The 25,567-nt window shown below is 39.8% G+C and carries 21 protein-coding genes; 7 read left to right on the forward strand and 14 right to left on the reverse strand.

The window, feature by feature from the left end; genetic code table 11:
• The first annotated feature begins 130 nt into the window (after positions 1-130).
• Entirely contained in the window at positions 131-940 is an 810-nt protein-coding gene (locus tag HYD28_14390; protein ID QLE10570.1) for a DUF2306 domain-containing protein, read from the forward strand.
• A gap of 69 nt (positions 941-1,009) precedes the next feature.
• Here HYD28_14390 and HYD28_14395 read toward each other — a convergent pair whose 3' ends face one another.
• The 6 genes from HYD28_14395 to HYD28_14420 all read right to left on the reverse strand — a co-directional run bounded on the left by HYD28_14395 (position 1,010) and on the right by HYD28_14420 (position 11,539).
• A complete protein-coding gene (locus tag HYD28_14395) occupies positions 1,010-2,011 on the reverse strand; it encodes a family 43 glycosylhydrolase (protein ID QLE10048.1) in 1,002 nt (333 codons plus the stop codon).
• Between the two features lie 206 nt (positions 2,012-2,217).
• A complete protein-coding gene (locus HYD28_14400; protein QLE10049.1) occupies positions 2,218-3,702 on the reverse strand; it encodes an alpha-L-fucosidase in 1,485 nt (494 codons plus the stop codon).
• Between the two features lie 549 nt (positions 3,703-4,251).
• Positions 4,252-7,149 (reverse strand): FG-GAP repeat protein, encoded by a 2,898-nt coding sequence (locus HYD28_14405; GenBank protein ID QLE10050.1) that lies wholly within the window; start codon positions 7,147-7,149, stop codon positions 4,252-4,254.
• Between the two features lie 160 nt (positions 7,150-7,309).
• A complete protein-coding gene (locus tag HYD28_14410) occupies positions 7,310-8,293 on the reverse strand; it encodes a galactose oxidase (GenBank protein ID QLE10051.1) in 984 nt (327 codons plus the stop codon).
• A gap of 140 nt (positions 8,294-8,433) precedes the next feature.
• Entirely contained in the window at positions 8,434-9,408 is a 975-nt protein-coding gene (locus HYD28_14415; GenBank protein ID QLE10052.1) for a DNA topoisomerase IB, read from the reverse strand.
• A gap of 64 nt (positions 9,409-9,472) precedes the next feature.
• Positions 9,473-11,539 carry a catalase gene (locus tag HYD28_14420; protein QLE10053.1) on the reverse strand — a complete coding sequence of 689 codons (2,067 nt, stop codon included), beginning with the start codon at positions 11,537-11,539 and terminating at the stop codon, positions 9,473-9,475.
• 436 nt (positions 11,540-11,975) lie between these two features.
• Here HYD28_14420 and HYD28_14425 point away from each other — a divergent pair, with 436 nt between their 5' ends.
• Positions 11,976-13,172: a GTP-binding protein gene (locus tag HYD28_14425; protein ID QLE10054.1), complete on the forward strand. Its 1,197-nt coding sequence runs from the start codon at positions 11,976-11,978 to the stop codon at positions 13,170-13,172.
• The gene (locus tag HYD28_14430; GenBank protein QLE10055.1) at positions 13,172-13,840 is read left to right on the forward strand and encodes a DUF1826 domain-containing protein; all 669 of its coding nucleotides are present in this window, start codon (positions 13,172-13,174) and stop codon (positions 13,838-13,840) included. The genes HYD28_14425 and HYD28_14430 overlap by 1 nt, the downstream gene beginning before the upstream one ends.
• Positions 13,841-13,888: 48 nt before the next feature.
• Here the strand turns inward: HYD28_14430 and HYD28_14435 are convergent, their stop codons facing one another.
• Positions 13,889-14,632, reverse strand: coding sequence for a hypothetical protein (locus HYD28_14435; protein QLE10056.1), 744 nt, complete (start codon positions 14,630-14,632; stop codon positions 13,889-13,891).
• 190 nt (positions 14,633-14,822) lie between these two features.
• Between HYD28_14435 and HYD28_14440 the strand changes: the two genes are divergently transcribed.
• Positions 14,823-15,296 carry a YqhA family protein gene (locus tag HYD28_14440; GenBank protein QLE10057.1) on the forward strand — a complete coding sequence of 158 codons (474 nt, stop codon included), beginning with the start codon at positions 14,823-14,825 and terminating at the stop codon, positions 15,294-15,296.
• A gap of 145 nt (positions 15,297-15,441) precedes the next feature.
• Here the strand turns inward: HYD28_14440 and HYD28_14445 are convergent, their stop codons facing one another.
• Positions 15,442-16,596, reverse strand: coding sequence for an iron-containing alcohol dehydrogenase (locus HYD28_14445; protein QLE10058.1), 1,155 nt, complete (start codon positions 16,594-16,596; stop codon positions 15,442-15,444).
• Between the two features lie 43 nt (positions 16,597-16,639).
• Complete coding sequence (locus tag HYD28_14450; protein ID QLE10059.1) at positions 16,640-17,473, reverse strand: type 1 glutamine amidotransferase domain-containing protein; 834 nt, start codon at positions 17,471-17,473, stop codon at positions 16,640-16,642.
• 106 nt (positions 17,474-17,579) lie between these two features.
• Here HYD28_14450 and HYD28_14455 point away from each other — a divergent pair, with 106 nt between their 5' ends.
• Entirely contained in the window at positions 17,580-18,479 is a 900-nt protein-coding gene (locus tag HYD28_14455) for a LysR family transcriptional regulator (GenBank protein ID QLE10060.1), read from the forward strand.
• On the opposite strand, the gene HYD28_14460 is transcribed toward HYD28_14455, so the two are convergent.
• Complete coding sequence (locus HYD28_14460) at positions 18,460-18,996, reverse strand: isochorismatase family protein (protein QLE10061.1); 537 nt, start codon at positions 18,994-18,996, stop codon at positions 18,460-18,462. The genes HYD28_14455 and HYD28_14460 overlap by 20 nt on opposite strands.
• 119 nt (positions 18,997-19,115) lie before the next feature.
• Between HYD28_14460 and HYD28_14465 the strand changes: the two genes are divergently transcribed.
• Positions 19,116-20,063 carry a helix-turn-helix domain-containing protein gene (locus tag HYD28_14465; GenBank protein QLE10062.1) on the forward strand — a complete coding sequence of 316 codons (948 nt, stop codon included), beginning with the start codon at positions 19,116-19,118 and terminating at the stop codon, positions 20,061-20,063.
• A 43-nt stretch (positions 20,064-20,106) separates the two neighbouring features.
• Positions 20,107-20,415 (forward strand): hypothetical protein, encoded by a 309-nt coding sequence (locus HYD28_14470; protein QLE10063.1) that lies wholly within the window; start codon positions 20,107-20,109, stop codon positions 20,413-20,415.
• A 266-nt stretch (positions 20,416-20,681) separates the two neighbouring features.
• On the opposite strand, the gene HYD28_14475 is transcribed toward HYD28_14470, so the two are convergent.
• The 4 genes from HYD28_14475 to HYD28_14490 form a co-directional block, all read right to left on the reverse strand.
• Positions 20,682-22,220: a CDGSH iron-sulfur domain-containing protein gene (locus HYD28_14475; GenBank protein ID QLE10064.1), complete on the reverse strand. Its 1,539-nt coding sequence runs from the start codon at positions 22,218-22,220 to the stop codon at positions 20,682-20,684.
• A 667-nt stretch (positions 22,221-22,887) separates the two neighbouring features.
• Positions 22,888-23,478, reverse strand: a complete 591-nt coding sequence (locus tag HYD28_14480) for a DUF479 domain-containing protein (GenBank protein QLE10065.1) — start codon at positions 23,476-23,478, stop codon at positions 22,888-22,890.
• A 408-nt stretch (positions 23,479-23,886) separates the two neighbouring features.
• Positions 23,887-24,609, reverse strand: a complete 723-nt coding sequence (locus HYD28_14485) for a hypothetical protein (GenBank protein ID QLE10066.1) — start codon at positions 24,607-24,609, stop codon at positions 23,887-23,889.
• A 95-nt stretch (positions 24,610-24,704) separates the two neighbouring features.
• The gene (locus HYD28_14490) at positions 24,705-25,451 is read right to left on the reverse strand and encodes a CPBP family intramembrane metalloprotease (GenBank protein QLE10067.1); all 747 of its coding nucleotides are present in this window, start codon (positions 25,449-25,451) and stop codon (positions 24,705-24,707) included.
• Between the last annotated feature and the right edge of the window lie 116 nt (positions 25,452-25,567).

The following is a 25,567-nucleotide window of genomic DNA, read 5'->3' on the forward strand; positions in this document are numbered from 1 at the left end:
AATGTGTCAAACCCTGCATTGGCGGTCATAAATAAACACAATATTTGATTGATCAAATTCCGAATTTGATAAGAAATATTTCTCTAGCCCTTTATATTTGCGGTATTAGCAAAATGTAATGGAATTGATGATGTTTAACAAAAATAGCAAACTTACACCTTTGAAGGCGCTCAGATACAGTAAAAAGCTTTGGTTTATTTGCTTATTACTGGCACAAATTTGCTTTGTGGGTTATCTCATTCTTGGTTATGGAGTGACAAGTATGACCACAGGTCTATCTGGTTGGAATCGACTTAACAACACCGCTTATGTAGCAAATGATACCACGGGGAATTTGATGTATGCAGTGCATGTATTATTTGCTGTAGTGATGATTCTTGGCGGAAGCTTACAGCTTATTGAAAAATTACGTGCAAAATACAAAACCTTTCATCGATATAATGGCCGTGTATTCGTTGTTTTAGCTTGCTGTATTTCATTTGCCGGCATGTATTTAATGATAGTAAGAGGCACCGTTGGTAACACCTTGATGCATGCGCTGACAATGTTTGGCGGCTTAGTGGTTATCATCTCAAGTCTATTTGCAGTGAAAACTGCGCGGGCTCGTAACTTCAATGCGCATAAAACTTGGGCGATACGTTTATATCTCGCTGCTAATGGTGTGTTGTTTTTTAGATTACTGATATTTGCATGGTTTTTAGTATTTGGCAGCTTAGGGGTCGATAGCAAAACATTCACAGGACCTGCCGTGCTTGCCGTTAGTCTTTGCTCTTACCTGATACCTCTTTTCATAGCCGAGCTTGTCCGCTATGCAGAACAAACTAACCATAAATTTATTACAATCGGAACGGCATGTTTGATGGCGTTTATATCTGTCGTGTTCTTAATCGGTTTATTTGGAGTAACGCTGGCAAACTGGTACCCCGCTATCATTGCTTAACCAAGCTATAAAGCTAAAAAAGCCACCCAAGTAGGTGGCTTTATGAACTGAGTTTACGGCTCTATAAAGTTAATAGAGTTCAAATAACGGGCGACCATTTTCGTCGTACTTCACTTCTAACACACGTGCGTGACGGTTTGGATCATAAAGAGGATCTTTTATAATCTCCTCAAGTGGACGGGTGTCTGTTTTTGGCACCACACTCGGCTCACCCACTGCGTGCTCATAGTCACGAGCATGGTAAATACACAGTGGCGTTTCACCATCTTCAGCAACAGTAAAACAGTTGTGACCCGGACCAAAGATTTTCTTTTCAATATTCGTCTCTAGCACTGGCGTACGTGTTTTAGTCCACGAATTGCGATCAAGTAAATCGCTATTTTCATCTGCTTCCATATAGCCCATGCAGTAGCATGCACCCGTTGCGCTTGCAGAGAAAGCAATGAAGATTTTACCGTTATGTTTTAGAACTGCTGGGCCTTCGTTAACCCAAAAGTCCACGCGCTCCCAATCGTAATCAGGCGTAGTCAGCATAAACTGTGCAGTTTTTAGTTTAATTGGTGATTCCATTTCAGCTAAATAAAGGTTTGATGCAGCAAATTGGCCGCCTGTTTTTTCTGCCCAGCAGAAGTAACGCTTACCGTTATTTTCAAAAATGGTGGCATCTAAAGAAAAGTCAGTGAACGACTTTTCATCACCTTCAGCAGCTTGCATGATGCCAAGTTCAACCCACTCATCATTAAGTGGATCTTGACCTTTACACTCAAGTACATATGGACGTAACGCCCAAATATCATCTTCTTCACTGGCTGCAAAGTAGATATACCACTTGCCATCAAGATAATGAATTTCAGGCGCCCAGATATGACGACTCATTGGTCCGCTGTCGTGTTTAAACCAAATATCAAAGGTTTCAGCATCTTTTAAACCTTCTAATGTCTCAGACTTACGAAGCTCAATACGGTCATAAGTTGGTACAGAACCTGTAAAATAATAAAAACCATCGCTGTGCTTATGCACAAATGGGTCGGCACGCTGCTCTACTAACGGACTGTTTGTTTGTAATGTCATCTTGAAACCTGATCGTTATACTTATAATTTGTATTATTTTATTACTTTTTAGCAAGAACACAAATATAACATTATTTTTAACAGACAGTGAAAAGAAATGTAAGCTGCTCTGTGAGTTTCAATGTACGAGGAATTAAAAAGTATGAACCTAGCGAGTTATCAAACATTTATGGAAAAAGGGGGCTTCCCCCCTTTGTTTGGGATCACTAAAACGAGTCTTTTTTAAAACTCCTCTTAGATTTTTTAGATAAGACGAGATCAACTGCCATTACGTCACCCGATACCTTTTTCACTATTAAAGTGTGTGATCCAGCTGATAAATCATGTTTTTCAAATATAATACTTTGCACTTGACGGAAGTTATTTTCATCAAAAGTTGAAAACTGTCCTTGATATTGACCATCGATGAGAATCTCAACAGTACCTTGATCAGCAGCTTTTGATGTAGCAAATACAATACTTGAACCTTGGAAATCATAACTAAAGTAAGCACCATTAATCATTGTAATGTGCCTATCTTGCATATACTCACCCATATTTGTTTGGCTCGCGCTGATCCAATATCCACTTTCGCTATAACGTATCCTTGGATCATCATCATTTACCAACTCGAGGCTTGAATAGGTGGTGTCACTTGTTGTGCCAAGTGCATTACCAATAGTCTGAATTTGCACCAGACGATCAGCAATCCAGCTGCCATCGGCATTGATAGCCACATCTAACGTTATCAACCCACCTTCATCAACAATTAGCTTTACTCTGTTAGCTATTTCTGTGTTCGAATACTTTAAGCTGCTCTTTACTTGTCCCCATCCCCCTAAAGAGGTATAGGTAAATCCATGCCACTGCACTTTTGAACCTAAAGCTGTTATGACTTTTTTAGAAGAAGGTGCCTTAGGTAACTCGTTAGTTTTACCTGATGTGTATTGGCTGTGTGGTTCTTTGGGTGCAAAGCTATGCTCATCACCAGCATGAAAACTGATCGTCGCATTTGGGTTGCCACTTCGAACAGACTGAGCAAGTTGATCAGCAACGAAATAAGCATTCTTTGCCTCGAGTTTTTGTTTCGATTCATCTGCTTCAAACCAATTATCAAACCACCAGCCAGCGATGTTGGCTCCCCAAGCCTGTGATCTTTCGCTGATAAAACCGGTTATAAACCAATCAGGGTAAGGTGCTTTGGTTTTTGTACCCGTCCACCTATCCCCTAAGTGCGAAGGTATATAAGCAATTAGCTTAATGCCTTTTCGTTTAAGTGCTTTGGCTAAATCCAAAACAAGGTCACGGGTTGGCGTGTAATCAGCCTGATTTGAGTTAACTTGGGTGATACAACCAGGCGCAACTTTTTTGCTTGGGCATGCTGGCGAGTGTAAGTCGTAAATATCACTCGGGGTCGATAAATAACCTCTATTTTGAGTAATCGTAAAAATTACATAGCTATAACCAAGCTTGACTGCTTTATCTGCATAATCGTTGACATCAAAACCATTAACGTAGTGATTCCATTCGTTGTAGTCTGTTATTTTATACCATGCATTATCTAGAGTACCTCCAGCAAGGTAATGATGACTTATCCCCCACTTTGCATCTTTCATCCAGTTAACTTCGCCTGGTAACTGGGATGCACTCGAACTTAAACTGGCAATGACTACTGTAATAACAAATATAACTTTAGAGGAGCGACTTTTCATCACTACTAAACCACATGAAAGCTGACACTTGCACGAGTTTAACCATTTACATTTAATCAACAATAAGCTTGCTCTAGGAAATCGTCATCCAATTCGCTACATCACTCAATAGTAAAAGATTAAGTAGTTGAAAATTAGACATTAAAAAATCTTGTACTATGTGAATTTTCTGACTCGTAGACAAACATTAGATTAGTAAAAATGTTAGCGCTTTAGTTATCAGCTGAACTTCTAAATAATTATGTTGTAGGTGATGAACCTACACTAAAGCCTTCTGAGGAGTCTTTTTTGTAAGGCTAACCTTTCAAAAAAATGCTGTACCAATTTAATTGGTACAGCACCTACAAAATTCAATTAGTTTATAATGTCTAAACTTTAAGTTTACGTCTACACGCAACCATAGCAAGTAACAAAGACATTAAGTAATACATACTACCGCCTGAGTCTGAGCCGGAATCAGAGCTTGACCCAGAATTGTCTGCTTTACCAACAATATCTATAACTACAGTTTTAGTATCTGATGAAGCAAATTTATCTTTTGCTCGATAACTAAAGTTTACTGAGTAAGAAGACTCCCCTGCCGGTTTCGTAGACAAATAATCCAGTATCCTTATCAAAACTAAGCTCACCAGTACTTGGGCTCGTTACTAGTTCAAATTCTAACTTATCACTATCTTCGTCATTGCCAATAAAACGACCATTAACTACCGTTGAATAATAAGTTTCATAACTTAAATTTGTAACCTTTGGTGTTGTATTTGTTAATTCAACAACAACATTGGCAAGCGCAGTCTCTTCAAGTGAATCTTTCGCGGTAAAAGTAATTGAAACAGGCTGTAATGATTCACCACTCGGCGTGTATTTTATTTCACCCGTATTTTGATCAAGTAACTCAATTTGACCATGCTGAGGCTCATTTTTTACAGTAAAAATAAGCGGCTCATCGTCTGCATCTGAAGCAGGCAGATTAAGTATCAAAGGTGTATTCCAGTGCGTTGTAATCGTAGAGTTTTCAACGGCCGGAGCCTGATTAGTTAACGTAGCTTTAAACTTTGCTAGCTCAGAGCGTGAACGGCCTTTTACTGTATAAAACGCTAATTCATCAACACCTACAGTGCCGTTAGGGGTATATGTGAACTGTCCAGTTTGACGATCAATAAATGTTAATTGACCAAGGCTAGGGCTATTTTCAAATACCACAAAATCAATATTACTTAAATTAAGATTAACTTCGACTGGCGCAAGTACATGAGATGTGATCTCGCTATCTTGCGGTTTAGCTAAAGGTTCTGCCGCTTCATTCGAGAATACCTCTATAGACTTCCCTGAAAGCAATGAATAGTCCACACCATTATAAGTTGCACTCACGATAGAACTGCGTTGATTTGCACGCGCTATTTCATAAAGCAGTTCATCATTATTTAAGTCATACTCTCCAAACTTATCTTCACAACTAAATAAAATGAAGCCTGCGCGTGTAGACACTATATTGTTTAATGAATTGTCACATAGTTTCGCAACTTCTGACTTTTCTCCTGATTCTGTCAAAGAGAATAAAAGACCATATTGATCAGCAGCATAGAGTACTTTTTTACCACCGATAACAACCCCCTCTAGCGACTTAAAACTGCCGTTTAAAGAGTAATTAGTTACACTATTATCAGTGTAGTTATATTTAACTAATTGGTTAGCGGTTAAAGCAAATAGTTCTTTATTACTTTCTTGTGTATCTATGCCTGCAACTATGCCAGAAACCCCACTCCAAAAGTCCTGTAAACGAGGTGAACGCTTAATTAGTTCACCGGTTTGTCCGTTAAAAACTCGTATATAAGAGCCTTCACTTCCGGTATGCGATGCGCCATTGCCAACAATTAGCTCTAAGAAACCATCTTGATTGATATCATAGGCTTCAATCGTTGAAATTTGGTCACCACTTTCAAAAGGTACCGTGTACAGTAAGTTTCCATTTTCTGGCGAAAATACTTGTATGTTTCCTGTGTAAGTTTCTGACCCTGCTACGATTAAATAGTTTTTACCATCATTGAATAAATCAGCTGTAACCACATACTGATAATCATTCCAGCCATCTGTTAAATCAACGTTAGTTAGCAATTGCTCATTTGTTTCGATATCGACAATTTGAAGTTTATTTGTGCCATTTTCAGAAAAAATGGCATCAATTCCACCTTTACCGTCAATATCAGCAAGGCCTAATAAAAACTGCGAATAGCTAAAGATCGTTTGCGACCATTGCTTAGACTTGTCTTCAACAGTATAAATATGAAACCCATCACTACCTGAAGACGTATAACCAGCTCCCCACGCAATATCTGTTTTGCCATCTAGGTTAAAATCGTCCACCAAAATACTTGAAACACTGTGTTCAGGGTTATTGATCTGCCAAAACTCCTGACCTGTACTTAAAGACAAAGCATGTATTTGTCCCCATTGACCATCGCCATATACGAGGTCTTGGGCGCCATCATTATTGATATCTGCAACTATAACTCTTGAAATATCTAAATCGCTATTCGCTGTCCACACAATACTGTCTGTATTTGGACTAATTAGTTCAATCGAGTACCAAGCATTTCCATTGATTACTTCATCTAAGCCATCTTGGTTAGTATCAACACTTTGTAAATGGATACCAGTGAGTTGAGTACTCAATGTTTTTATATAATCTATTGTATTTTCAGAGATACGATACAACTTGCCATCTTCAAGCATTAATTCGTGAACATTTTGTTCGGTAAACGAGCCAACAACAAATTTGTTACCGTAATACTCAAGTTGGGAAATAACTGAAAGGTCTGACTGGTCTAGTATTAAAATTTGGCTATTGGCAATAGCAATAAGCTCGTCCTGACCGTCGTTATTAATATCTCTTGCCATAACTGATTGGCTAGAAATTACTTCCTTTGTACTTTCGACTTTCATTGTTAGTAAGTTAATTTTTACTATCTGATTGCTCGTCATAAGTATTAAATAATATGTATCATCGGCAATGCTTTTTACCAATGTACTATCAGTGATGTAATCCTGAGAATCGAAACCTTCAACGACTGAATATTGATTGTCTTTATACTCAATAATATTAAAATCGTTTTGTTGCACCGAAATAATTTGCTTATTGCCATTACCGTACAAGTCAACAGAATAAAGACCATTAAGACCTGTTGAATTACCCAAAGAGTAACGACGATATACAGATGTTAATTCTAGGCTTTCATCGGCAAGAGCATTGGATAAGTTTAGCCTTGAAGCTCTGTCTAAATTTGCATACGAATTGTTTTCATTGCGGCTAGTAAAATAAGTTTTGTCGTAGTTAATCTGTTGCGAACTCAAAAGTGTCGCATCACCAAATTGGTTGTAATGTGTCGTATTTTCTGTGGCTAAAAGTGATTGCGAACAAAGTAGCAATGCAAGGTAAGGTAGCTTGGTCATTTCCCTATCCTAAACAGCTTATAATTTTTATTTTTACTCACAACAAATAATTTATCTTCTTATTGTGAGACGAAGCGGTCAATTTTCCTTTATTAGAGACATTTATTCAAGAGTTAGGTTATGAACTTTCAACCAAACCTATCTCAGTAGAAGCAAACTATTAGTCAATAAGCTTACTAAGTGAAGTCACTGCTTTGCTTGTTTCAGACAATCCCACTTTTGTGGCGCCACCCACAAGCCAAATTTGGCCTTTTAACGTGATGGCCCCTAAGCCATGACGAGGCGTTTGCCATTCGAAAGCTTTGCCCCATTGCTGCTTGGTTAAATCATATTTAAAAACCTCGCGGTCAACCCCTTTGCTATGTTCACCGCCAAACACATAGATAGCATTATCAATAACTGCCGCTGCATGCCCGGCACGCGCTTTGGGTAATGCTGCATGTGCCTGCCAAATGTCTGTATCTGGTAAGTATTCGAGCATTTCTGTGATTGGCTCGCCACCTACTGTCCTGCCACCAAGCACAAACCACCGGCCGTTTACTTGTGCACTTGCCGCACTGTTTCTCGCTGAAGGTAAAGGTGCCGCTTCTGTAAATGTAAAGCTTTTAGGATCAAAGACTAGATGCGCTCTAACATCTAAACTATGCTGCCATTGTCCATTTTTCTCACTGCTTGGGCTGCGGCCGCCGGCTAAATGTACTTTTCCATTTAACACTGCGCCTACGGTTTCACTTAATGCAAAAGGCAAGCTCGCCACTTTTTGCCATGCTTTAGCGCCTTCATCTAGCATTAACACATCACGGCTATTGGTCCATTGGCCTTGCGCATTAACGAAACCTCCGAAGGCAAATAATCTTTTTTCTACTGCAATTAAATAAGTATGATGACGCCCCTCGGGCAAACTGGGAGCGGATTGCCAACTTAAGTATTCTGGTGACCAAAAATGAACTTTTGCAGTCATCTTACCCTTTGATGCTGGCAGTTCAGTAGAGATACCACCTGCAACCCAAACTTGTTGATTCATTACTGTAGGGTAGATTTCTTGTATAGCCTCAGGAAGCTCAGGTGCTGAAACTTCATTTGCCGATAAAGTATAAGGTAAACAAGTAATAAAAAGCGGTAACAACCGTGTGGCTAAGCGCATATAAATCCTTAATAAGCAGTTAATTAGCTAAAGGTTAAGCCAGCCGTACTTATTAGTACACTGCCAAATAGTCTTACTTATTCTGTCATTGTTGTTATCAGGAATTGGCATTGCTTGACTACCAGCAATAGACAAATCTACTAGCTGAGAAAGAGTAGCAGTCCTCGCTCGTATCTATTCAAATACTTCGTTTTACGGGGCAGTTTTAATTGCTTTCTTAAAGCAACCTGGCTGTTTTCATCCTTTTTACATAAATCAATAAGCGCCGGGTGAATATAAGAATTACGTGCTATCGTTGGCGTATTACCCAAATGGCTCGATACCGTTTCTAGCATGTCGCACAAAGGGAGCTTTTTCTTTGCATTATAAAAAGCTTCGAATGCTAAAACACTTGCACGCCAGGTTCTAAAGTGTTTTGCACTAAACTCCTCTCCCATTACATGCTGAATAAATTGATTAACTTCACGTGAAGTTACGGGAATACATTCACCATCCTCTTTGTATTGAAACAGGTTTTGTCCGGGTAAATCTTGCAACTCTTTAATAATGGTGCTCAAAACACGATCTGTAAGGTTAACCTCTCTCACTTTGCCAGATTTAGCTTTATATTCTAAGCGAATATTTTTCCCTGTTATCTTCGCATGGCGGCGACGTAAGGTTGTCGCTCCAAAACTATTATTTTCTTTCGCGTTTCGTTTAGATCCTATCCTCAAAGAGCCTAAATCCATCAATCTAACAACTGCGGCTAATGTCCTTTGATAGTCAAGTGTATTACCTTCTAAATATTCAGCTAACTTTGCTCTAAGTAAAGGTAATTTATTTCCGAAAAGCTCACACACTTCGAACTTTTTTAGTTCCTGCTGCTCTCTAAAATCTGGATGATAAAGGTATTGTTTTCTTCCCTTTGTATCGTAACCAGTTGCTAAGATATGGCCATTTTCCTCAGGACAAAACCAAACATCTTTGTATGCAGGAGGGAATGCTAGTGCATCTAAACGGGCGATTTCACTATTATCATTAATCCGCTTACCTGTAGGGTCGTAGTAAAGCCAACATTTAGAGTGACTTTTTCGAGTAATACCGGGCAAATTATCATCAACATAAATTAATTTCACTGCACCTTCTCACTATATAAATAATCATTACTCAAGGCGAGTAGCCCCCGCCTTGAAAGATGAGTTATCGTTGCCAATAACGAAGTTGTGTTAGTGTCTGAAGAAAGTCACATGCCTTGCACGTTTCTAGGTTAATTATGCCGTCGTCTTGGTTTCCATTTAAGCCAACAGCTTTTAACAACTCCATAGAGCTTTCAGTAAAACCAATAAACTTTTTGTGTGAGTACGCATCTGAAACGAAATCTCTCGCCTCTGGAATTTTAATTAACTCTTTAGCACCTTCCTCTGATGTCAGTAAAACAACTGCATCATACAAAACAGAAGGGCCGCCGTTAATAACTTGCTCAGCTCCAAGATGAACACCAGTAGAACTTTTCGCTCCACCTATCTGGGCTGCAATGATTTCAAAGTTCGCACCTTGCTCGTTTAGTTCACTAACTAATGAATTAAATAGCTGATCGTCAAAGCCATCACTAACGAGAATACCGAGCTTCCTTCCCTCAAAAGTATTTAAAGCACTTTTTTGAATACTCAGTGCATCAGATACAGGTAAATCTTGGCGAGTTTTTAGTGCAGCTTCAGCAGGGTCAGGGATTGTTTGCAAGCCCAAACCAGAGGCCACTAATTTAGCTAACTCGCTATCAATATTTAGTAAATGAGACACCACACGCTCCCTAATAGCTAAATGTTCCACTTTTGAAAGTTCAAAAATCAATGCGTCCTGAATATGTGATTGCTCTATCTTAGTTTGACTTATATAAAACTGCCTAGCTTGGCTGTAATGATCGCTGAAGGTTTCTGATCGATACCTTAGCTTGCTACCTTGCGTTTCTTCATCAGAACTTTTAAAGCCATGAACAGGACATTCTCTTGGATTGTTTTCATCACTTTGCCAAGAGTTTGGCTCATAATTTACTCTTCCTTTGGGGTTATGCATTGCCATGTGACCATCTTGGTGAAAGTGGTGCATTGGGCATTTAGGTGCATTAATAGGGATATGAGTGAAATTTGGCCCTCCCAATCGCTTGGTTTGCGTATCTAAATATGAGAAGTTACGCCCTTGTAATAGTGGATCTGGCGTAAAATCGATTCCGGGAACTATGTTCTGTGTGCAAAAAGCAACTTGTTCTGTTTCTGCAAAAAAATTATCAACCACTCTATCTAAAACCATTCGACCAATGATCTTAACGGGTACTTGTTCTTCAGGGATAAGCTTTGTTGCATCAAATACATCAAACTCAAAGTCATCAGCAAAAGCTTGGTCAAATACCTGTACGCCAAGTTCCCACTCAGGGTAATCGCCATTTTGAATTGATTCCCACATATCGCGACGGTGAAAGTCAGGATCTGCTCCATTAATTTTAACAGCTTCATTCCAAACCACTGATTGCATGCCTGATTTAGGTTTCCAATGGAATTTAACGTACTTTTGCTCACCATTTTTATTGATAAACTTAAATGTGTGAACGCCAAATCCTTCTATAAAGCGTAATGAACGTGGAATAGCTCTATCAGACATTGCCCACATGACCATGTGCATAGATTCAGGCGATAAACTAATAAAGTCCCAAAAATTATCATGAGCCGTTTGCGCTTGCGGAAAACCACGATCAGGCTCAGCTTTAGCGCTATGGATCAAGTCTGGAAATTTCATCGCATCTTGGATAAAAAACACAGGAATGTTATTACCAACTAAATCCCAGCTTCCCTCTTTTGTATAAAATTTAACAGCAAACCCGCGCACATCCCTTGCTAAGTCAGGTGAGCCCTTACTACCAGCGACCGTTGAAAACCGAGTAAATACAGGTGTTTTTTCGCCTTTTCGTTGAAATATATCCGCGCATGTCAGCTCTTCAAGTGTTTCGTAAGTTTCAAAGTAACCGTGTGCCCCATAACCTCTAGCATGCACCACCCTCTCAGGAATACGCTCATGATCGAAATGAAACATTTTTTCACGAAAAATATGGTCCTCCATTAATGTTGGACCACGCTTACCTGCTGACAATGAATTTTGATTATCACTAACAGGACAACCTTGTGCTGTAGTCATTGTTGAATACTGATTATTTGCATGTTGATGTAGCTCACCACCATGCCCCTTTTGACCTGAATATTTAAATGACTCCGGCATAAGTTTCCCTTTATTTTAAACTCGTTAAATTGTTATTACGTAAATTTAGGAAAACTAATAAGCAAGTAAAAAGCCAAAATTAAAACAAACAATATCAACAAGTTAAAACGGAATTAAATAACTTGTAATTAAACTTATTACACAACTTGTGTAATTTTTTCTAGCTAAAACAATCTGAACCACCTATTTTAGGTTTACCCTTCCCCCCATAAAAATCACTCAACATTCGGCATTTATTAACTTCGTCTTCTTTGGCAAGCACACAATAAAAGCTCAGATTTCACTAATAAACAGCAATGCGATTGCGTATTACACTTCACTACCGTGAATCTTTATCTTGCATTAATACATAACAGCTATTCCTAACCGCACCTTTATTGATATATTATAACAAAACATTTAACGATTTTGTTTAATCTAATTAAGGGTCACTACCATGAGCAAACTTCCCGTCACCGTGCTCTCTGGCTTTTTAGGTGCAGGTAAAACCACTGTGCTCAGCCATATTTTGAATAACCGTGAAGAAAAAAAAGTGGCTGTAATCGTCAATGATATGAGCGAAATAAACATCGATGCAGCGACTGTTAAAAACGATGTTTCGCTTAGCCGCGGCGAAGAAAAACTAGTAGAAATGAGCAATGGTTGCATCTGCTGCACACTGCGTGAAGACTTACTCATTGAAGTACGCGCTTTAGCGCAAACAGGCCAATTTGATTATTTGGTTATTGAGTCAACCGGTATTTCAGAACCTCTTCCTGTAGCCGAAACATTTACCTTTGCCGATGAAGATGGCGTATCACTTTCTGATGTTGCTAGGCTTGATACCATGGTCACGGTCGTTGATGCCGTTAACTTTTTAAAAGACTTTAACGAAGCCAAGTTTTTACAAGAAACCAACGAGCACTTAGGCGATGAAGATGAGCGAAGCGTAGCCGACTTACTCATTGATCAAGTTGAATTTGCCGATGTCATTTTAATTAGTAAAACAGACTTAATTAGCACCGATGAACTTGAGAGTTTAAAAGCCATTTTAAGCTCATTAAATACCTCTGCAGAGCTGATTGCCATTGAAAATGGTCAAGTTGATATCAATGCAATTCTCGGCACAGGCCTGTTTAACTTTGAAAAAGCTCAGCAAGCACCTGGCTGGCTAAAAGAGCTGCGCGGCGAGCATACCCCAGAAACCGAAGAATACGGTATTAGCAGCTTTACTTACGAGGCCCGCCGCCCTTTTCACCCTGAGAAGTTTTATAACTTTATTCATAACAATCAACCCGAAGGCAAATTACTTCGCTCCAAAGGCTATTTTTGGTTAGCCTCTCGACCGCAATTTGCCTGCCAATGGAATCAAGCAGGCGGCATTGCTCGCTATGGTTTTGGCGGCATTTTTTGGAAAGCCTTACCGAAAGATCAGTGGCCAACAGATATCGAATACTTAGATTCAATTAACCAAGTATGGCAAGAACCCTTTGGTGATATGCGCCAAGAGCTGGTTTTTATTGGCCAAAACCTTAATCAAGCAGCGATCACACACGCACTCGATAACTGCTTACTCAGCGACGATGAACTATTAGCAGGCAAAGCGCTTTGGCAAACCCTGCCCGACCCATTTCCTGTTTGGGAGGAAGCATAATGACAGCTTACGCATTTGAACATGATACTGATAACTTACCAACAACAGTAGCAACGGCATTAAGCCCTGTGGTGTTTTCGCATATTTATAAACCAGAGCATAACATTGCAATTTGGCAGCGCAGCTTAGCTGAACAGCTGCAAAAAGAGGTAGCTGAGAGTATTGCAGCCAATCCTGATCTCAGTATAAACGCTGTGATCAACGAGGATTCTATTCGAACTGACATTGATAAAGCCCTTGAAAAACTTCCATCAGCGCAGGAGTTAAAAGCTGATTTGGCAAAGTTAGTTGATATGTTTTGTTATTTATTTGAGTTAAAGCGCACCGGATTACGCCTAAGAGTACTTGAACGTGCCATGTGCCCACGTTTTCATGTCGACAGAGTTCCTTGCCGGTTAGTCAGTACATATTGTGGTAGTGGTTCACAATGGTTGCAAAATGCAGGACTTGATCGCACTAAACTTGGCGCTGGCCATAAAGGGTTAAGCGATGAAGAATCAGGATTAATGACAGCAAATACTAAAATTCACTCTCTTAATGAGGGTGATGTAGCCCTATTAAAAGGCGAAACTTGGCAAGATAACGAAGGTAAAGGGCTTGTGCACCGCTCACCTGCACTTGCTGCTGGCGAAAAACGGCTACTTGTAACCCTCGACTTTATTGCTTAATACAAGCGTACCAGCTGCGTCTATTAATTCTAATAGGCGCTATTTCACTCAAGAACACGCTATAACTGCACATGGCTTTAAATTAATGAAAAGCATACTAAGCGCACTTGCAATCGCTGTTAGAGCAAACATCCTTAGTAACAAAATTAAGACATTCCCTGCACCACCAGCAAAAGTGCCTTTAAAGCTTAATGGGTAGCCATGAAAAACCATTAAATATAATACGTTAAAAAGCCCTACCCGCATCCCGTCAATTTCATGGGTATCACCATTTTTTAAGTAAATTTCACACACTTGCAAGGTGGGTAATCTAACTCGTGGTTCGCCAAACTTTCGTTTGCGTTTTAGATCCATTGTATAGTGAAATAACACCTCTGCGATTTCATTTTTAGCAATTGTGATGGGACGATTTTGGTGCTTTTTAAACGTCAACTTATCAACTTTAAGCTCATCCTTGCTTATGCTCATTGCCCATTTAGAACCAAAGCCATACTTCTTGTAAGTCATGACGCGCTTAGTAATAAACACCAATAAAAAGCTTGTAAGGCAAATTAAAAAAGCCAACCATGGTTTAACAACATCTTCTAAATAAAAACTAGATAACGAAATCGCAGATACCATGAGCGCAAAAATCACTTCGCTCCATCCTGATAACGTCGCTAAGCCTGGCAAAGATTCTAGTTCTGTTAATGAATCTTCGGTTAGTGACGATTTTCCTTTAAAGGCTGCATATCGAAACCATTTTTTATCATTTAAATCCAGTTCTAGTGAGTGCTTAGCCATCGAGCCCATAAAAATCCCTTTTGTATTAATGCTTAATAGAAGCAACCTTTTTATTCCTTAAACTTATACATAACCAGAGCTCGCTCGTAAATACTTAAAGAACTAATAAGTTAAGCCCCCTTAGCCAATGAACGTGCTGTATTTAATGAAAAACCAGCTAAGCTTCGTATAACAAAGAAATTTATATATGTGAGCTGATATGGAGCGCCTTTTTCAAAATAGCCGGTTTTTAGTCATCATCGCGATTATCACTACAGCAATTTCGTCATTACTTGTTTATATAACCTGTGTGAACATCGTTTTTAATGTTGTTAAAACGACACTTATATCATTGCCTAACTCTGCTAAGGGAGGGAAAGAGATGATAGTCGAGCTTTTAAAAATTCTCGACTTATTACTTATCGGTATTACTCTTCAAGTTATTACCATCAGCCTGTACCGGCTATTCATTTCGCCTGCAACCACAAAGAGTAGCCAGTTTTTGGCCGCCTTTCATATCGAAGATTTTCATGACTTAAAAATTACCTTAGTACAGGTAACATCTGTCATTTTAGTGATTCTATTTTTAGAGCACGCCGTTGAGTTTGGCGGCACAATAGAAACCCTTTACCTTGGCATTTCTATTGCGATTGTCGTTGCCGCTTCGACCTTTGCATGGCGCTCAATGAAATAGTGAACACTCACCTACGTTAGTTTATTTATCAGGGTAACGTAGCTGATATTGCTCTTTCATCGCGGCATTAAATCGTTCAAGTAAATCGATTTTTTAAGCACTAAAAAAGGCGTAACAAACTATGTTACGCCTTTAAATTTAAGCCCTAAAGTGCAAGCGCTAGTATCTGCTTAACCTTTACTAAGTCAATGTCACCATGTTCACCTAGCGTCGTTATTTCATTCTTTTCTAAGTTTTTAACAACCGCATCGATTGCTTGTTCATCAAGGTCATAGTCAGCAAGGCGTGTTTTCACAGCCATGGCTTCGAAGAAGTCTTGCACTGCTTTAATCGTTTTATCGATTTGTTCGGCTTCATCACTATAATTAAAACCAAATACTCGCTCACCAAGCTGTTGTATTTTAATAGACTTTTGCTCTTTTTGAACATGCATTAGCGCAGGTAAAACAATAGCCAGCGTTTGGGCGTGATCAAGATTGTAAAGTGCTGTTAATTCATGACCAATCATATGCGTAGACCAATCTTGCGGTACACCCTGACCAATCAAACCATTCAGTGCCATTGTAGCCGACCACATAACATTGGCTCTTACATCATAGTTTTGCGGCTCACTCAGAGCTTTAGGCCCTTCGCTAATCAAGGTTTGTAAAATACCTTCTGCAAAGCGGTCTTGTAATGGCGCGTTTACTGGGTAAGTTAAGTACTGCTCAATAACGTGTACAAACGCATCTACAACACCATTGCTTACTTGGCGTTCTGGTAACGAAAAAGTATATTCAGGATCAAGTACTGCAAAAACAGGTTGCACACTCGGTGATGAAAAAGCACGTTTTTGTGACGTCTCTTTTTTAGTAACCACTGAGTTACCGTTACTCTCAGAGCCAGTTGCAGGTAAAGTTAATACCGCACCGATAGGTAACGGGTTACTAAACTCAGCACCTTTAACAAGGATATCCCACGGCTCACCTGCAAAGTTATAAGCTGCTGCAACAAACTTAGCGCCATCAATAACACTGCCACCGCCAACAGCTAGAATAAAGTTAACATTCTGCTCTTTAGCAGTTGCCACAGCTTGCATTAGTGTTTCGTATGTTGGGTTAGGTTCAACACCACCAAACTCTATAACGTCAACATCGGCTAATGCACTCATAGCTTGGTCGTATACGCCATTTTTCTTTATTGAGCCACCACCAAAAAGTAATAGTACTTTAGCGTTTTCTGGTAAACGTGAAGTGATCTCACTCACTTGACCTTTACCAAACAAAATTTCGGTTTGATTTTTATAAATAAAGTTCAACATTTAAATGCCCCTTAAATTAGGTTTAAATTGCTAATTAGTTAATTTACTTAGCTAACATTTCTAAAAGCTTTTCTGCTAATAATTTATCTGAAAACGGGTTTTGCCCCGTAATGAGTTCGCGGTCAACAACCACGTTTGGCTGCCACTCACTAGCGAATGCCATATTTCCACCGGCGTTTTCCATTGCCATAGCGGGATAGAACTTAAGCTTTTTACCTTCTAAACTGCTTTCAAAAACACGCTCTTCTGGGTTTGAAAAAATAGTCATTTTATAACCGTCATAAATCCAGTTATTGGCCGCTGCCTTTTCGCCATCTTTTATCGCTTGATAATAAGAATTTGGCTGAACTTGTGCCGACAACAATGTAATTGGGCCATGGCAAATTGCCGCTGTTGGTTTACCTTGCTTATTAAAGTGACGCAAAATTTCACCCACTTCTGGGTTGTTTGCTAAATCAATTAAAGGTGCATGGCCGCCTGGGATAAACACAGCCTCATATTGGCTTAAGTCACCCGCTAAAATTTCGCTTAAACTCGCGGTGTCGTTGATATCAGGTAAGGATGCTACAAAACGCTGAATGCTCTGCATTTTAGCTTCATCACCATCAAAGTAATCGGTACTCACTGATTTTTTATCTACTTGAGGCGCATTACCTTTGGGTGTTGCAAGTACAAGCTCATAACCCGCATCGACTAATGCTTTCGCAGGCACACCAAACTCATTTAGGTAGTAGCCTGTTTCAATACTCTGGCCGTCAGCTAAATCCATGGTTGTTTCACTTGATAAAATAACCAAAACTTCGCCTTCACCCGCCACTGCAAACATCGACATAGTTGATGCAGCAACAAGCGTTAGTCGCTGTAATATCTTTTTCATAACTCGTCCTCTTAGAAAGTGAAGCCATCATAGTTGGTTTGCGGGGCGAGTAGAATTCGGATAAATTAAGAGGAGCAATCAGAATATTTATGGCTCGTACAGTTACATGTCTTATCTCACGCAATTAAAAACCTTTGTTGAAGTTTATCGTTGTAAAAATATTACGAAGGCAGCGGCTAATTTAGGCTTATCTCAGCCTTCGGTAACCTCACACATTCAAGCAATGGAAGCTGTAGTTGGTAAACCTTTATTTGAGCGCAAAGCCCGCGGTGTTACCCCCACTGCAGCAGCACATGATCTAGCGCTTCAGGTTTCTGGTCATATCGATATATTAGAGCAAAAAATCATGTCGATACGGGCACGTTCTGATGCCGCACATGGCACTATAAATATCGCAGGACCTGCCGAATATATTAGTAGTGTGTCAGGGCCACAAATTGCCAACTTACTGCAATCTGGCAATGTGAACCTTGTTCTGCATATTGGTAATAAGGTGAGTATTTTTGACGCATTACAATCAGGTACTGCAGATATTGCTATTGCCGCATCAGCGCCTGATCCAGCACTATTTGATAGCCTAGTGCTCGACAAAGAAAAGCTAATTTTGGTGATGAACCGTTTACATGGCCGAGAAATCAAAGACAGCACCATTACCGCAGATTTACTCTCTAGCTACAATGTCGTTGCTTATGATGAAGAGCTGCCTTTGATAAGACAATACTTTGAAGCTGTATTCAACGCAAAATGCCACTCAAACGTCATTGCTATTTGCCCAGATATACGTGCTATTAGCAATATTATTCGCTCAGGCATTGGCTATTCTGTATTACCCGATTACCTATGTCGCGATCAGATAAAAGCCGGAGAGCTTGTGCAACTAGGGCCCGAAGGCCCAGAAAACATAATTTACTTAGTTTGGAACAAAGGGGCACTAAAGCACCCCCGTATTGCATTTGCCAAAGATGTTATTTCGGCCTTTGCAAATATTAACTACTTTGCAAACTAAGCAAGGCTTGCTTTGCGTCTAACAGTTTTACTCGTGGGGCAAGCGCATTTAGTGCGATTAAATGTAGCATTTCAGATACTGTGGTGCTCACATCCGTTATAACTGCCAAATCGTACTCTTTAGCTTGCTCTGAGATAGCAGTATGAGTCACACAGTTTTGCGTCATCATGCCTGCGATCAAAAGTTTTTTAATTCCATGTTGCTTTAATACATCTTCTAAATTGGTCTGATGAAAGCTGTCAGCATAGTGTTTTACAACCACAGGGGCTTCTGGTGCTGCTTTTAAAATATCAGGATGAATATCAACACCTTCTGTACCTTCATTAAAAAATGGCGCTAACCCCTGAGAAGGATCAGCAACATGCTGAATATGAATAGGTAAAACTCCGCGTTCTGTTGCTTGTTTGATCACATCTACTAGCTGATCTTTTACTTGTTTAGCCTGCCATAAAGGAAATGCACCATCTTCAAAATAATCATTCTGTAAGTCGATAATTAGTAATGCTGTGTTTGTCATTGTATGAGCCCTTTTTCATTTTATTGAACCCTAGTTTGCTGAATTTTTAACGTATCAAACAGTGACCCAAATACCATTTATCGATAATATTGGGCCAAAGTGTTTAATAAGGCTTTACCATGAATGTTGCAGTATTCGCATTTCCTAATATCAGCCCATTTCATCTTGCAGTACCATGTATGGTGTTTGGTGAGGGCGCTCGCTCGGCAGGTATCAAAGAATTTAATTTAACAGTGTGCAGCGAATGTGAACAGGTAATGCCCTCAAGTGCGGGGTTTGATATTCAAGCGCACCACTCAATAACAAAATTTGATCAGGCAGATATTATAATTATTCCGTCTTGGCCATCCCCTGAAACAGCCCCCTCTAAAGAATTAGCAACCAGTTTGCTAAACGCTCATAGCCGTGGCGCTATTATTGTAGGGCTCTGTTTAGGAGCTTATGCGTTAGCACACATTGGGCTTTTAGATAATATTGAAGCAACCACCCACTGGGCATACAGCGATGACTTTAAAGCTCGCTTTGCAAAAGTGAAACTTAACAATCAAGTACTTTACCTTGAACATGACCAGCTCTATACATCGGCAGGAACAGCAGCAGCTATTGATTGCTGCTTATATTTGGTTCGCAAATTTTTAGGAAGCGAGCAAACTAATGCTATTGCCAGAATGATGGTAACGGCTCCGTATCGCACTGGTGGGCAGACACAATTTATTGCCCTACCCGTCCCCGAAAGTGTTGCTGATGAGCGTTTAGCAAGCTTACTTGAACAGATGCAAGAAAACTTAGCTAGCAACCATACGATTGATACACTCGCAGAGCAAATGCACATGAGCCGACGCACCTTTACCCGCCATTTTCAATCGCTTACAGGGCAGAGCGTTGGGCAATGGCTATTAAATCAACGTTTAAACCACGCACAGCGACTTCTTGAGTCAACTGATTTACCACTAGAACATTTAGCCGAGCAATGCGGCTTTGGTTCATCTGTTACTTTACGCCATCATTTTCGCTCTCAGTTTGGTTTATCACCGCGAGACTGGCGTAATGCATTCCGCCAAACATAAAGCTTAGGTATAATTAGTTTTTCGACTCGATTTTGGTTTTTAAATGAAAAAGCTTTCTAAAGTACAATTAAAACAGCAAGCCCTTGTATTAAATGTTGCCGATACCCTTGAAGAGCAAGGCCGCGCTGAGCTTGAAGGCATGTTGCAATGCTGGTTTGATGTGGAATACCACTTATTCCCTGGTTCATTGCTTTTGTGTTTTCAATTTGAAAACCAGCAATCACTCGATGCAGCGACCCCAGAGCTATTAAAATGGCAAAAACGCCTAAGTGGGGCAATGCTGAAAAAAGGTGTGATTTTAAAAGACATGCGCAGGCATTTAGTATTTACCCTAAAAGGCCCAGACGATTAAATGGGATGAGTTAGCAAGAGTGTAGCCGCGATTTTATATCGCGTAGTTCTCTTAATACTCACAAAGAGGGTTGAGACGCGCGCTTTAGAGGAAAACAGGATTCAACGCGCGCGAAATAAATTTCACGCCTACTGGTGAGCATTTCAGCTCACCAGTAGGGTTTTGAGTCTGATAACTGATAGCTCCAAACGTTGGGTTTCGCTTCGCGCTTCCCAACCTACAAGCTGATGATTCCTTTCCCCTTTACTCTTTACCCTTGTAACTCGCTAACTTATTCCAACACCTGCATACTTAACACCAGATAACAACGCCATATCTTTGTGCCATGTTGCTAGATCATTAGCATTGAACTTAGCTAAAGAGTCATGACCACATGCCCTTGCCATAACCGACATCAACTCAGTTGAAGCTTCAAAAAAGTTCTTCAATTGATTTGCTGACTTTTCAATATTTAAGCGCTGACGTAAATCTTGCTTTTGTGTGGCAATCCCTGCTGGGCAGTTATTGGTATTACACATACGCGCAGCAACACAGCCAATTGCTTGCATTGCACTATTCGAAATCGCCACCCCATCAGCACCAAGGGCAAGCGCCTTTACAAAATCAATCGGCAAGCGTAAGCCGCCTGTTATGATCAAAGTAACATCACTTGCACCTTGTTCATCTAAGTACTTTCTTGCTCTGGCAAGTGCAGGAATAGTTGGTACGCTAATATGATCTCTAAAGATCTCAGGAGCTGCCCCCGTGCCACCACCACGACCATCAAGAATGATGTAATCGGCACTTGCATCGAGTGCAAATTGAATATCTTTCTCAATATGATTAGCACTTAGTTTAAATCCGATTGGAATACCACCCGTTACCTCGCGCACTCTGTCAGCAAACTTTTTGAAATCGGCCGCACTGTGTAAATCTTTAAATGTTGGTGGTGAAATCGCCGAAGTACCCGCTTCAATTCCTCTAACCTCAGAGATTTTGCCAACATTTTTGTTGCCTGGTAAATGACCCCCCGTGCCTGTTTTTGCCCCTTGCCCGCCTTTAAAATGAAAGGCTTGCACGTTTTTTAATTTATCTTCGCTATAACCAAAGCCTGCACTTGCTAACTCATAAAAATAGCGTGAATTGGCTTGCTGCTCTTCAGGAAGCATACCGCCTTCACCTGAGCAAATACCCGTACCAGCAAGTTCAGCTCCTTTCGCTAAGGAAACTTTGGCTTCTTCTGATAAAGCACCAAAACTCATATCAGAAACAAACAGCGGAATAGCCAGTTTTAATGGCTTTTTCGCTCGCGGGCCAACCACAAGCTCAGTATTAACAGCTACATCTTCCATTAAAGGTTGCGTTGCCATTTGTGCGACCATCAACTGTAAGTCATCCCATTTAGGTAATTGATATCGTGGCACCCCCATCGACACCATAGGACCATGATGACCAAGCTTTGATAATCCTTCTCGAGCTAATTGATGAATAAGCTCAACGGTAGGTTCCTCTTTAGTTGCTGTAGCAACTGGCGAATCAGAGGCTTGAATTTGCACGCCCGGCCCTTCTTGACCAACTAGGCTTTGATCAAATTGTTTGTGACTACCATCACAAAATGGCGCATTGGCAGTGTGCTTACATTGGCATAAATAGGCATCGCCCGACTCTTCTGCTGTAAATGCTTTGGGTTTGAAATCGGTTCCGGCATGTGAGCCGTCACAAAATGGCTGGTTTTTAGAACGCCCACAGGCACAAAAGTAATACTCTTGCCCCTGTTCTAAGGTGACTTTTTTCGGCGAAACGGCTGCAATTATAGGTTTGCTCATTATTGTTCCCTCACGGTTGCTACATTACATTGCTATGTTCAAAGTACAGCGATTGAGGTAAGTATTAATTTAAGGCTTACTTGCTTTACAAAGGGTAGTTCAGCTCAGTTAAAAAACGAGCTCGTAAGCGCCTTAGAATTTACTTAGCTATCACTAATCGACTATATAACCACAACAAGCAGCCAAGATATCAGCCATTTCATATTTTAAGGTAAGAGGCAAATCGGTTTATGAACCATTGTGGGAGTAATTATCACAAAGAGGAAAAGAGACGCTAAGCTTAAGAGGTATTATTAACAACAAATTTGATGGTTTTATTGGGTTACTCATTCACTTCTCACTCTCTTTTCTTTGTGCAAAAAATATTGAACCACAGAGTACACCGAGGCGCTTCGCGCTGCACAGAGAAAAACAGGGTTAAAAAATAATATTCACAAAGAGGATAAGGGACGCTGCGCTTAAGAGGAAGAGCGGTAGAAGCTTTTAGGTTGATTCTTTATCTTCTCGTTCACTTCTCTTTATGCTTAAAGATTTGAACCACAGAGTACACCGAGGCGCTTCGCGCTGCACAGAGAAAAACAGTATTCAATACACGCGAAATAAATTTCACGCCTACGGGTGAGCATTTCAGCTCATCTGTTGGGTTTTGAGTCTGAAAGCTAATAGCTTAAAGCTGCTTTTCCACCCCTGCTTGCTTAACATGCTCAATCAGCTCGGGGAAAAACGCTAAAAACACAGCGTCTAACTGTTGATAATGGCGGGCAATATCTTCAGCGGATCCTGCAAAGTTGTTGGTAAAACGAATACGTCTGGCGATGTTATCAAGGGCAAGGCTAACCCCATCGAGCGTTTCATATTCTTTAAACCAATCATTGTTTGTAATACTGGTAACAACTTGCTGCATGCGTGAAGGCATCATGGCTTGGCGCGCATTTAAAAGGCCATAACTGTGCTGTTTGAAATCAGCCAATGGTAGGTTATTAAACCGCTGCCAATGCTGAATAAGAAAGTGATCGAACGCCACATCAATTGCAACACTGGCAAAGCGTTTACGCGCTGGCGAAAAATACTGCTTAGCCTCTTTTACAAGTGGATGTGAGTCGGTAAACCTATCAACCAAATAATGATTTTCAAGGCCATTTTTAACCGCATCGGATAACTGCTCTGAATATCGACGTCCACCAAAATCACCCAGCAGATTACCAAAGTGTGAATCAGCCGTCGGTTGTGCTAAATAAAGGTGAGCCAAGTAGTTCAACGCATTATCTGAATTAAGTCATTTTAGGTATTGTAAAAGAATACTTGTGAAAGGGTCTAGAGATCGAGTTGCAAGTAAACAAATTATAGCCGCAACTTTATCTTGCATAGCAATGGTTTGTAGGTATTTTCTGGCATTGAGCGTTTTAAATAGATCATCGCGCTAAATAAATTTCAGGCCTACAGTAACGTGTTTAACAATAGCGATATGCAGGCACAATCAACTAAAAGCTTAAAGCTCTTTTGTTTTAATCTGAGTTCTTACGACTGATATCTAATATCTCCATTTTTGTTCGGCGTTAAAACGCCTCCTACACCTCGCATCTTGTCCCTCGAAACTCGTATCTTTCCCCTTACAACTCGCTAACTTAAGTACTTTAAGTCTGATAACTTTATAAATAGCTCACCTTTATGACTTTAAATTAAAAGCCAACATTACAAGAGCCGAAATGATCGCAGAAAGAGAAATTAGCCGCATAATCAAAATCACAATATTACCAGCACCACCTGCAGTCGTGCCTTTAAAGAACAGCGGGTATTGATAGAATTTTAAAAGATATAACACATCAAAAAGACCCACTCGCATATTATCTAGTGTAACAACCTTGCCATCTTTTTGATGAATTTCACAAGCGTGTAAATTGGCCGTTTTATCGTCCACAATACGGCCACTTCTGCCATGAAAAGTATAATTAAAAACGATTTCTTTGATATCGTCTTTAGTGATATGCAAAATTTTTGAAGCTTTTCCCTTTACTGCTTGCCTATCTATTTCGAGTGAGTCTTTTGATATGCTCATAACCCACTTACGACCAAAGCCAAACTTGTTATAAATCATGATTCGCTTGGTAAAAAATACACAAAGGTAACAACTCACACTAGTCACAAAAGCGGATATCGGCTGCATCATTTCTTGTAACACTAGGCTCATTACAGCAATAGCGATAGTCATAAAGAAAAACAAAAACTCAGCTCCACCCGACAACACAGCTAAGCCCGGTATCGACATAAGTTTTGTATTAGAATCAGCCTGCAAAACGGGCTTTTTATAGAAAGTTGAAAACCTAAACCAAACTCGGTCGCTCAGGTTTAAATCAAGGGAGTGCTTCGAAAGTCGCTGATTATAATCCATTATTTAAGTTTCCATTTTTAAAACACAATTCTGCCATTACTTTTCCATTAAGCCAACCTATCTACTTGAAGGTACATTTCCTTTACGTTCAAGCACTAAACTAACTGCCCAACAAAGTTCACCATATTGTGCGCTACAATTGGAAAAACAAGACTGCCAGTACGCTCCCTTAACCACAGCAAAATAAATCCATAACTCCCAGTTAATACGATTCTGAATGCAGACAAATGCCACTCACCATCGATATACATAACACCATGAACTAGACCAAATAATAAAACTAAAAGTAAGCCTGCAATGTTTATTTGCGAGCCAAAGAAATTAATTCGCGATGAAACAACAGCCAATGAAAAACAAAATAGTAAAACACCTCTAAACATTGGCTCTTCATCGAGTCCTGGGATAAGAGCTTGATAGAGTAATGTTTCAAAGTCGTAATTTGGTCCATCGCCTAGGCTAAGCGTTACAATAACTTGCAATGCTATAAACAAACTTAAAACAAGCATTGCTGGCTTTATAGAGCCTTCATTCTGACTAAAAGTAAAACCTGCCTCCTTGATTTTAAAGTCACTTTTAAAAGCGGCTAATGAAGCTAAAACTAAGGCCCAAACAGTAATAGCGACTATTTTCCCTGACCAATTCCATTTAAGATCTGAAAAGACTAAATCCAGTGAGATGAGTTCTTTACCTTTGAATAAGGCCAAGAAATAGCAAAATAGAATAAGAAGAGTTCCAAGCAACCAAGTTAGGTTTATTGTAACTTTATTGAGTGTTTTTAAAATTAAAACGAGTAATAGAACAACGCCTAGATTGGCGATCATTCCAAAATACATATCTGGCATAACCATCCTTGGTGAGCTTATTAGCTCAAACTTTATTATTGTTTAATTTCTATAATAAACACAAAAACAACCAACTAAACAGATATTTGTTTGTGTTCAAATTCAAACTGAGCATA

Source organism: Pseudoalteromonas shioyasakiensis, assembly GCA_013391845.1.
In the GTDB taxonomy this organism is placed as follows: Bacteria; Pseudomonadota; Gammaproteobacteria; order Enterobacterales; family Alteromonadaceae; genus Pseudoalteromonas; species Pseudoalteromonas apostichopi.

Bases quoted from the DNA above. Each gene is read 5' to 3' on its own strand.
- HYD28_14405 (QLE10050.1), bottom strand. From the start codon at position 7,149: ATGACCAAGCTACCTTACCTTGCATTGCTACTTTGTTCGCAATCACTT.
- HYD28_14490 (QLE10067.1), bottom strand. From the start codon at position 25,451: ATGCCAGATATGTATTTTGGAATGATCGCCAATCTAGGCGTTGTTCTA.
- HYD28_14450 (QLE10059.1), bottom strand. From the start codon at position 17,473: ATGAAAAAGATATTACAGCGACTAACGCTTGTTGCTGCATCAACTATG.
- HYD28_14460 (QLE10061.1), bottom strand. From the start codon at position 18,996: ATGACAAACACAGCATTACTAATTATCGACTTACAGAATGATTATTTT.
- HYD28_14470 (QLE10063.1), top strand. From the start codon at position 20,107: ATGAAAAAGCTTTCTAAAGTACAATTAAAACAGCAAGCCCTTGTATTA.
- HYD28_14475 (QLE10064.1), bottom strand. From the start codon at position 22,220: ATGAGCAAACCTATAATTGCAGCCGTTTCGCCGAAAAAAGTCACCTTA.
- HYD28_14430 (QLE10055.1), top strand. From the start codon at position 13,172: ATGACAGCTTACGCATTTGAACATGATACTGATAACTTACCAACAACA.
- HYD28_14410 (QLE10051.1), bottom strand. From the start codon at position 8,293: ATGCGCTTAGCCACACGGTTGTTACCGCTTTTTATTACTTGTTTACCT.
- HYD28_14445 (QLE10058.1), bottom strand. From the start codon at position 16,596: ATGTTGAACTTTATTTATAAAAATCAAACCGAAATTTTGTTTGGTAAA.
- HYD28_14425 (QLE10054.1), top strand. From the start codon at position 11,976: ATGAGCAAACTTCCCGTCACCGTGCTCTCTGGCTTTTTAGGTGCAGGT.
- HYD28_14440 (QLE10057.1), top strand. From the start codon at position 14,823: ATGGAGCGCCTTTTTCAAAATAGCCGGTTTTTAGTCATCATCGCGATT.
- HYD28_14455 (QLE10060.1), top strand. From the start codon at position 17,580: ATGTCTTATCTCACGCAATTAAAAACCTTTGTTGAAGTTTATCGTTGT.
- HYD28_14395 (QLE10048.1), bottom strand. From the start codon at position 2,011: ATGACATTACAAACAAACAGTCCGTTAGTAGAGCAGCGTGCCGACCCA.
- HYD28_14465 (QLE10062.1), top strand. From the start codon at position 19,116: ATGAATGTTGCAGTATTCGCATTTCCTAATATCAGCCCATTTCATCTT.
- HYD28_14420 (QLE10053.1), bottom strand. From the start codon at position 11,539: ATGCCGGAGTCATTTAAATATTCAGGTCAAAAGGGGCATGGTGGTGAG.
- HYD28_14435 (QLE10056.1), bottom strand. From the start codon at position 14,632: ATGGGCTCGATGGCTAAGCACTCACTAGAACTGGATTTAAATGATAAA.
- HYD28_14485 (QLE10066.1), bottom strand. From the start codon at position 24,609: ATGGATTATAATCAGCGACTTTCGAAGCACTCCCTTGATTTAAACCTG.
- HYD28_14400 (QLE10049.1), bottom strand. From the start codon at position 3,702: ATGAAAAGTCGCTCCTCTAAAGTTATATTTGTTATTACAGTAGTCATT.
- HYD28_14390 (QLE10570.1), top strand. From the start codon at position 131: ATGTTTAACAAAAATAGCAAACTTACACCTTTGAAGGCGCTCAGATAC.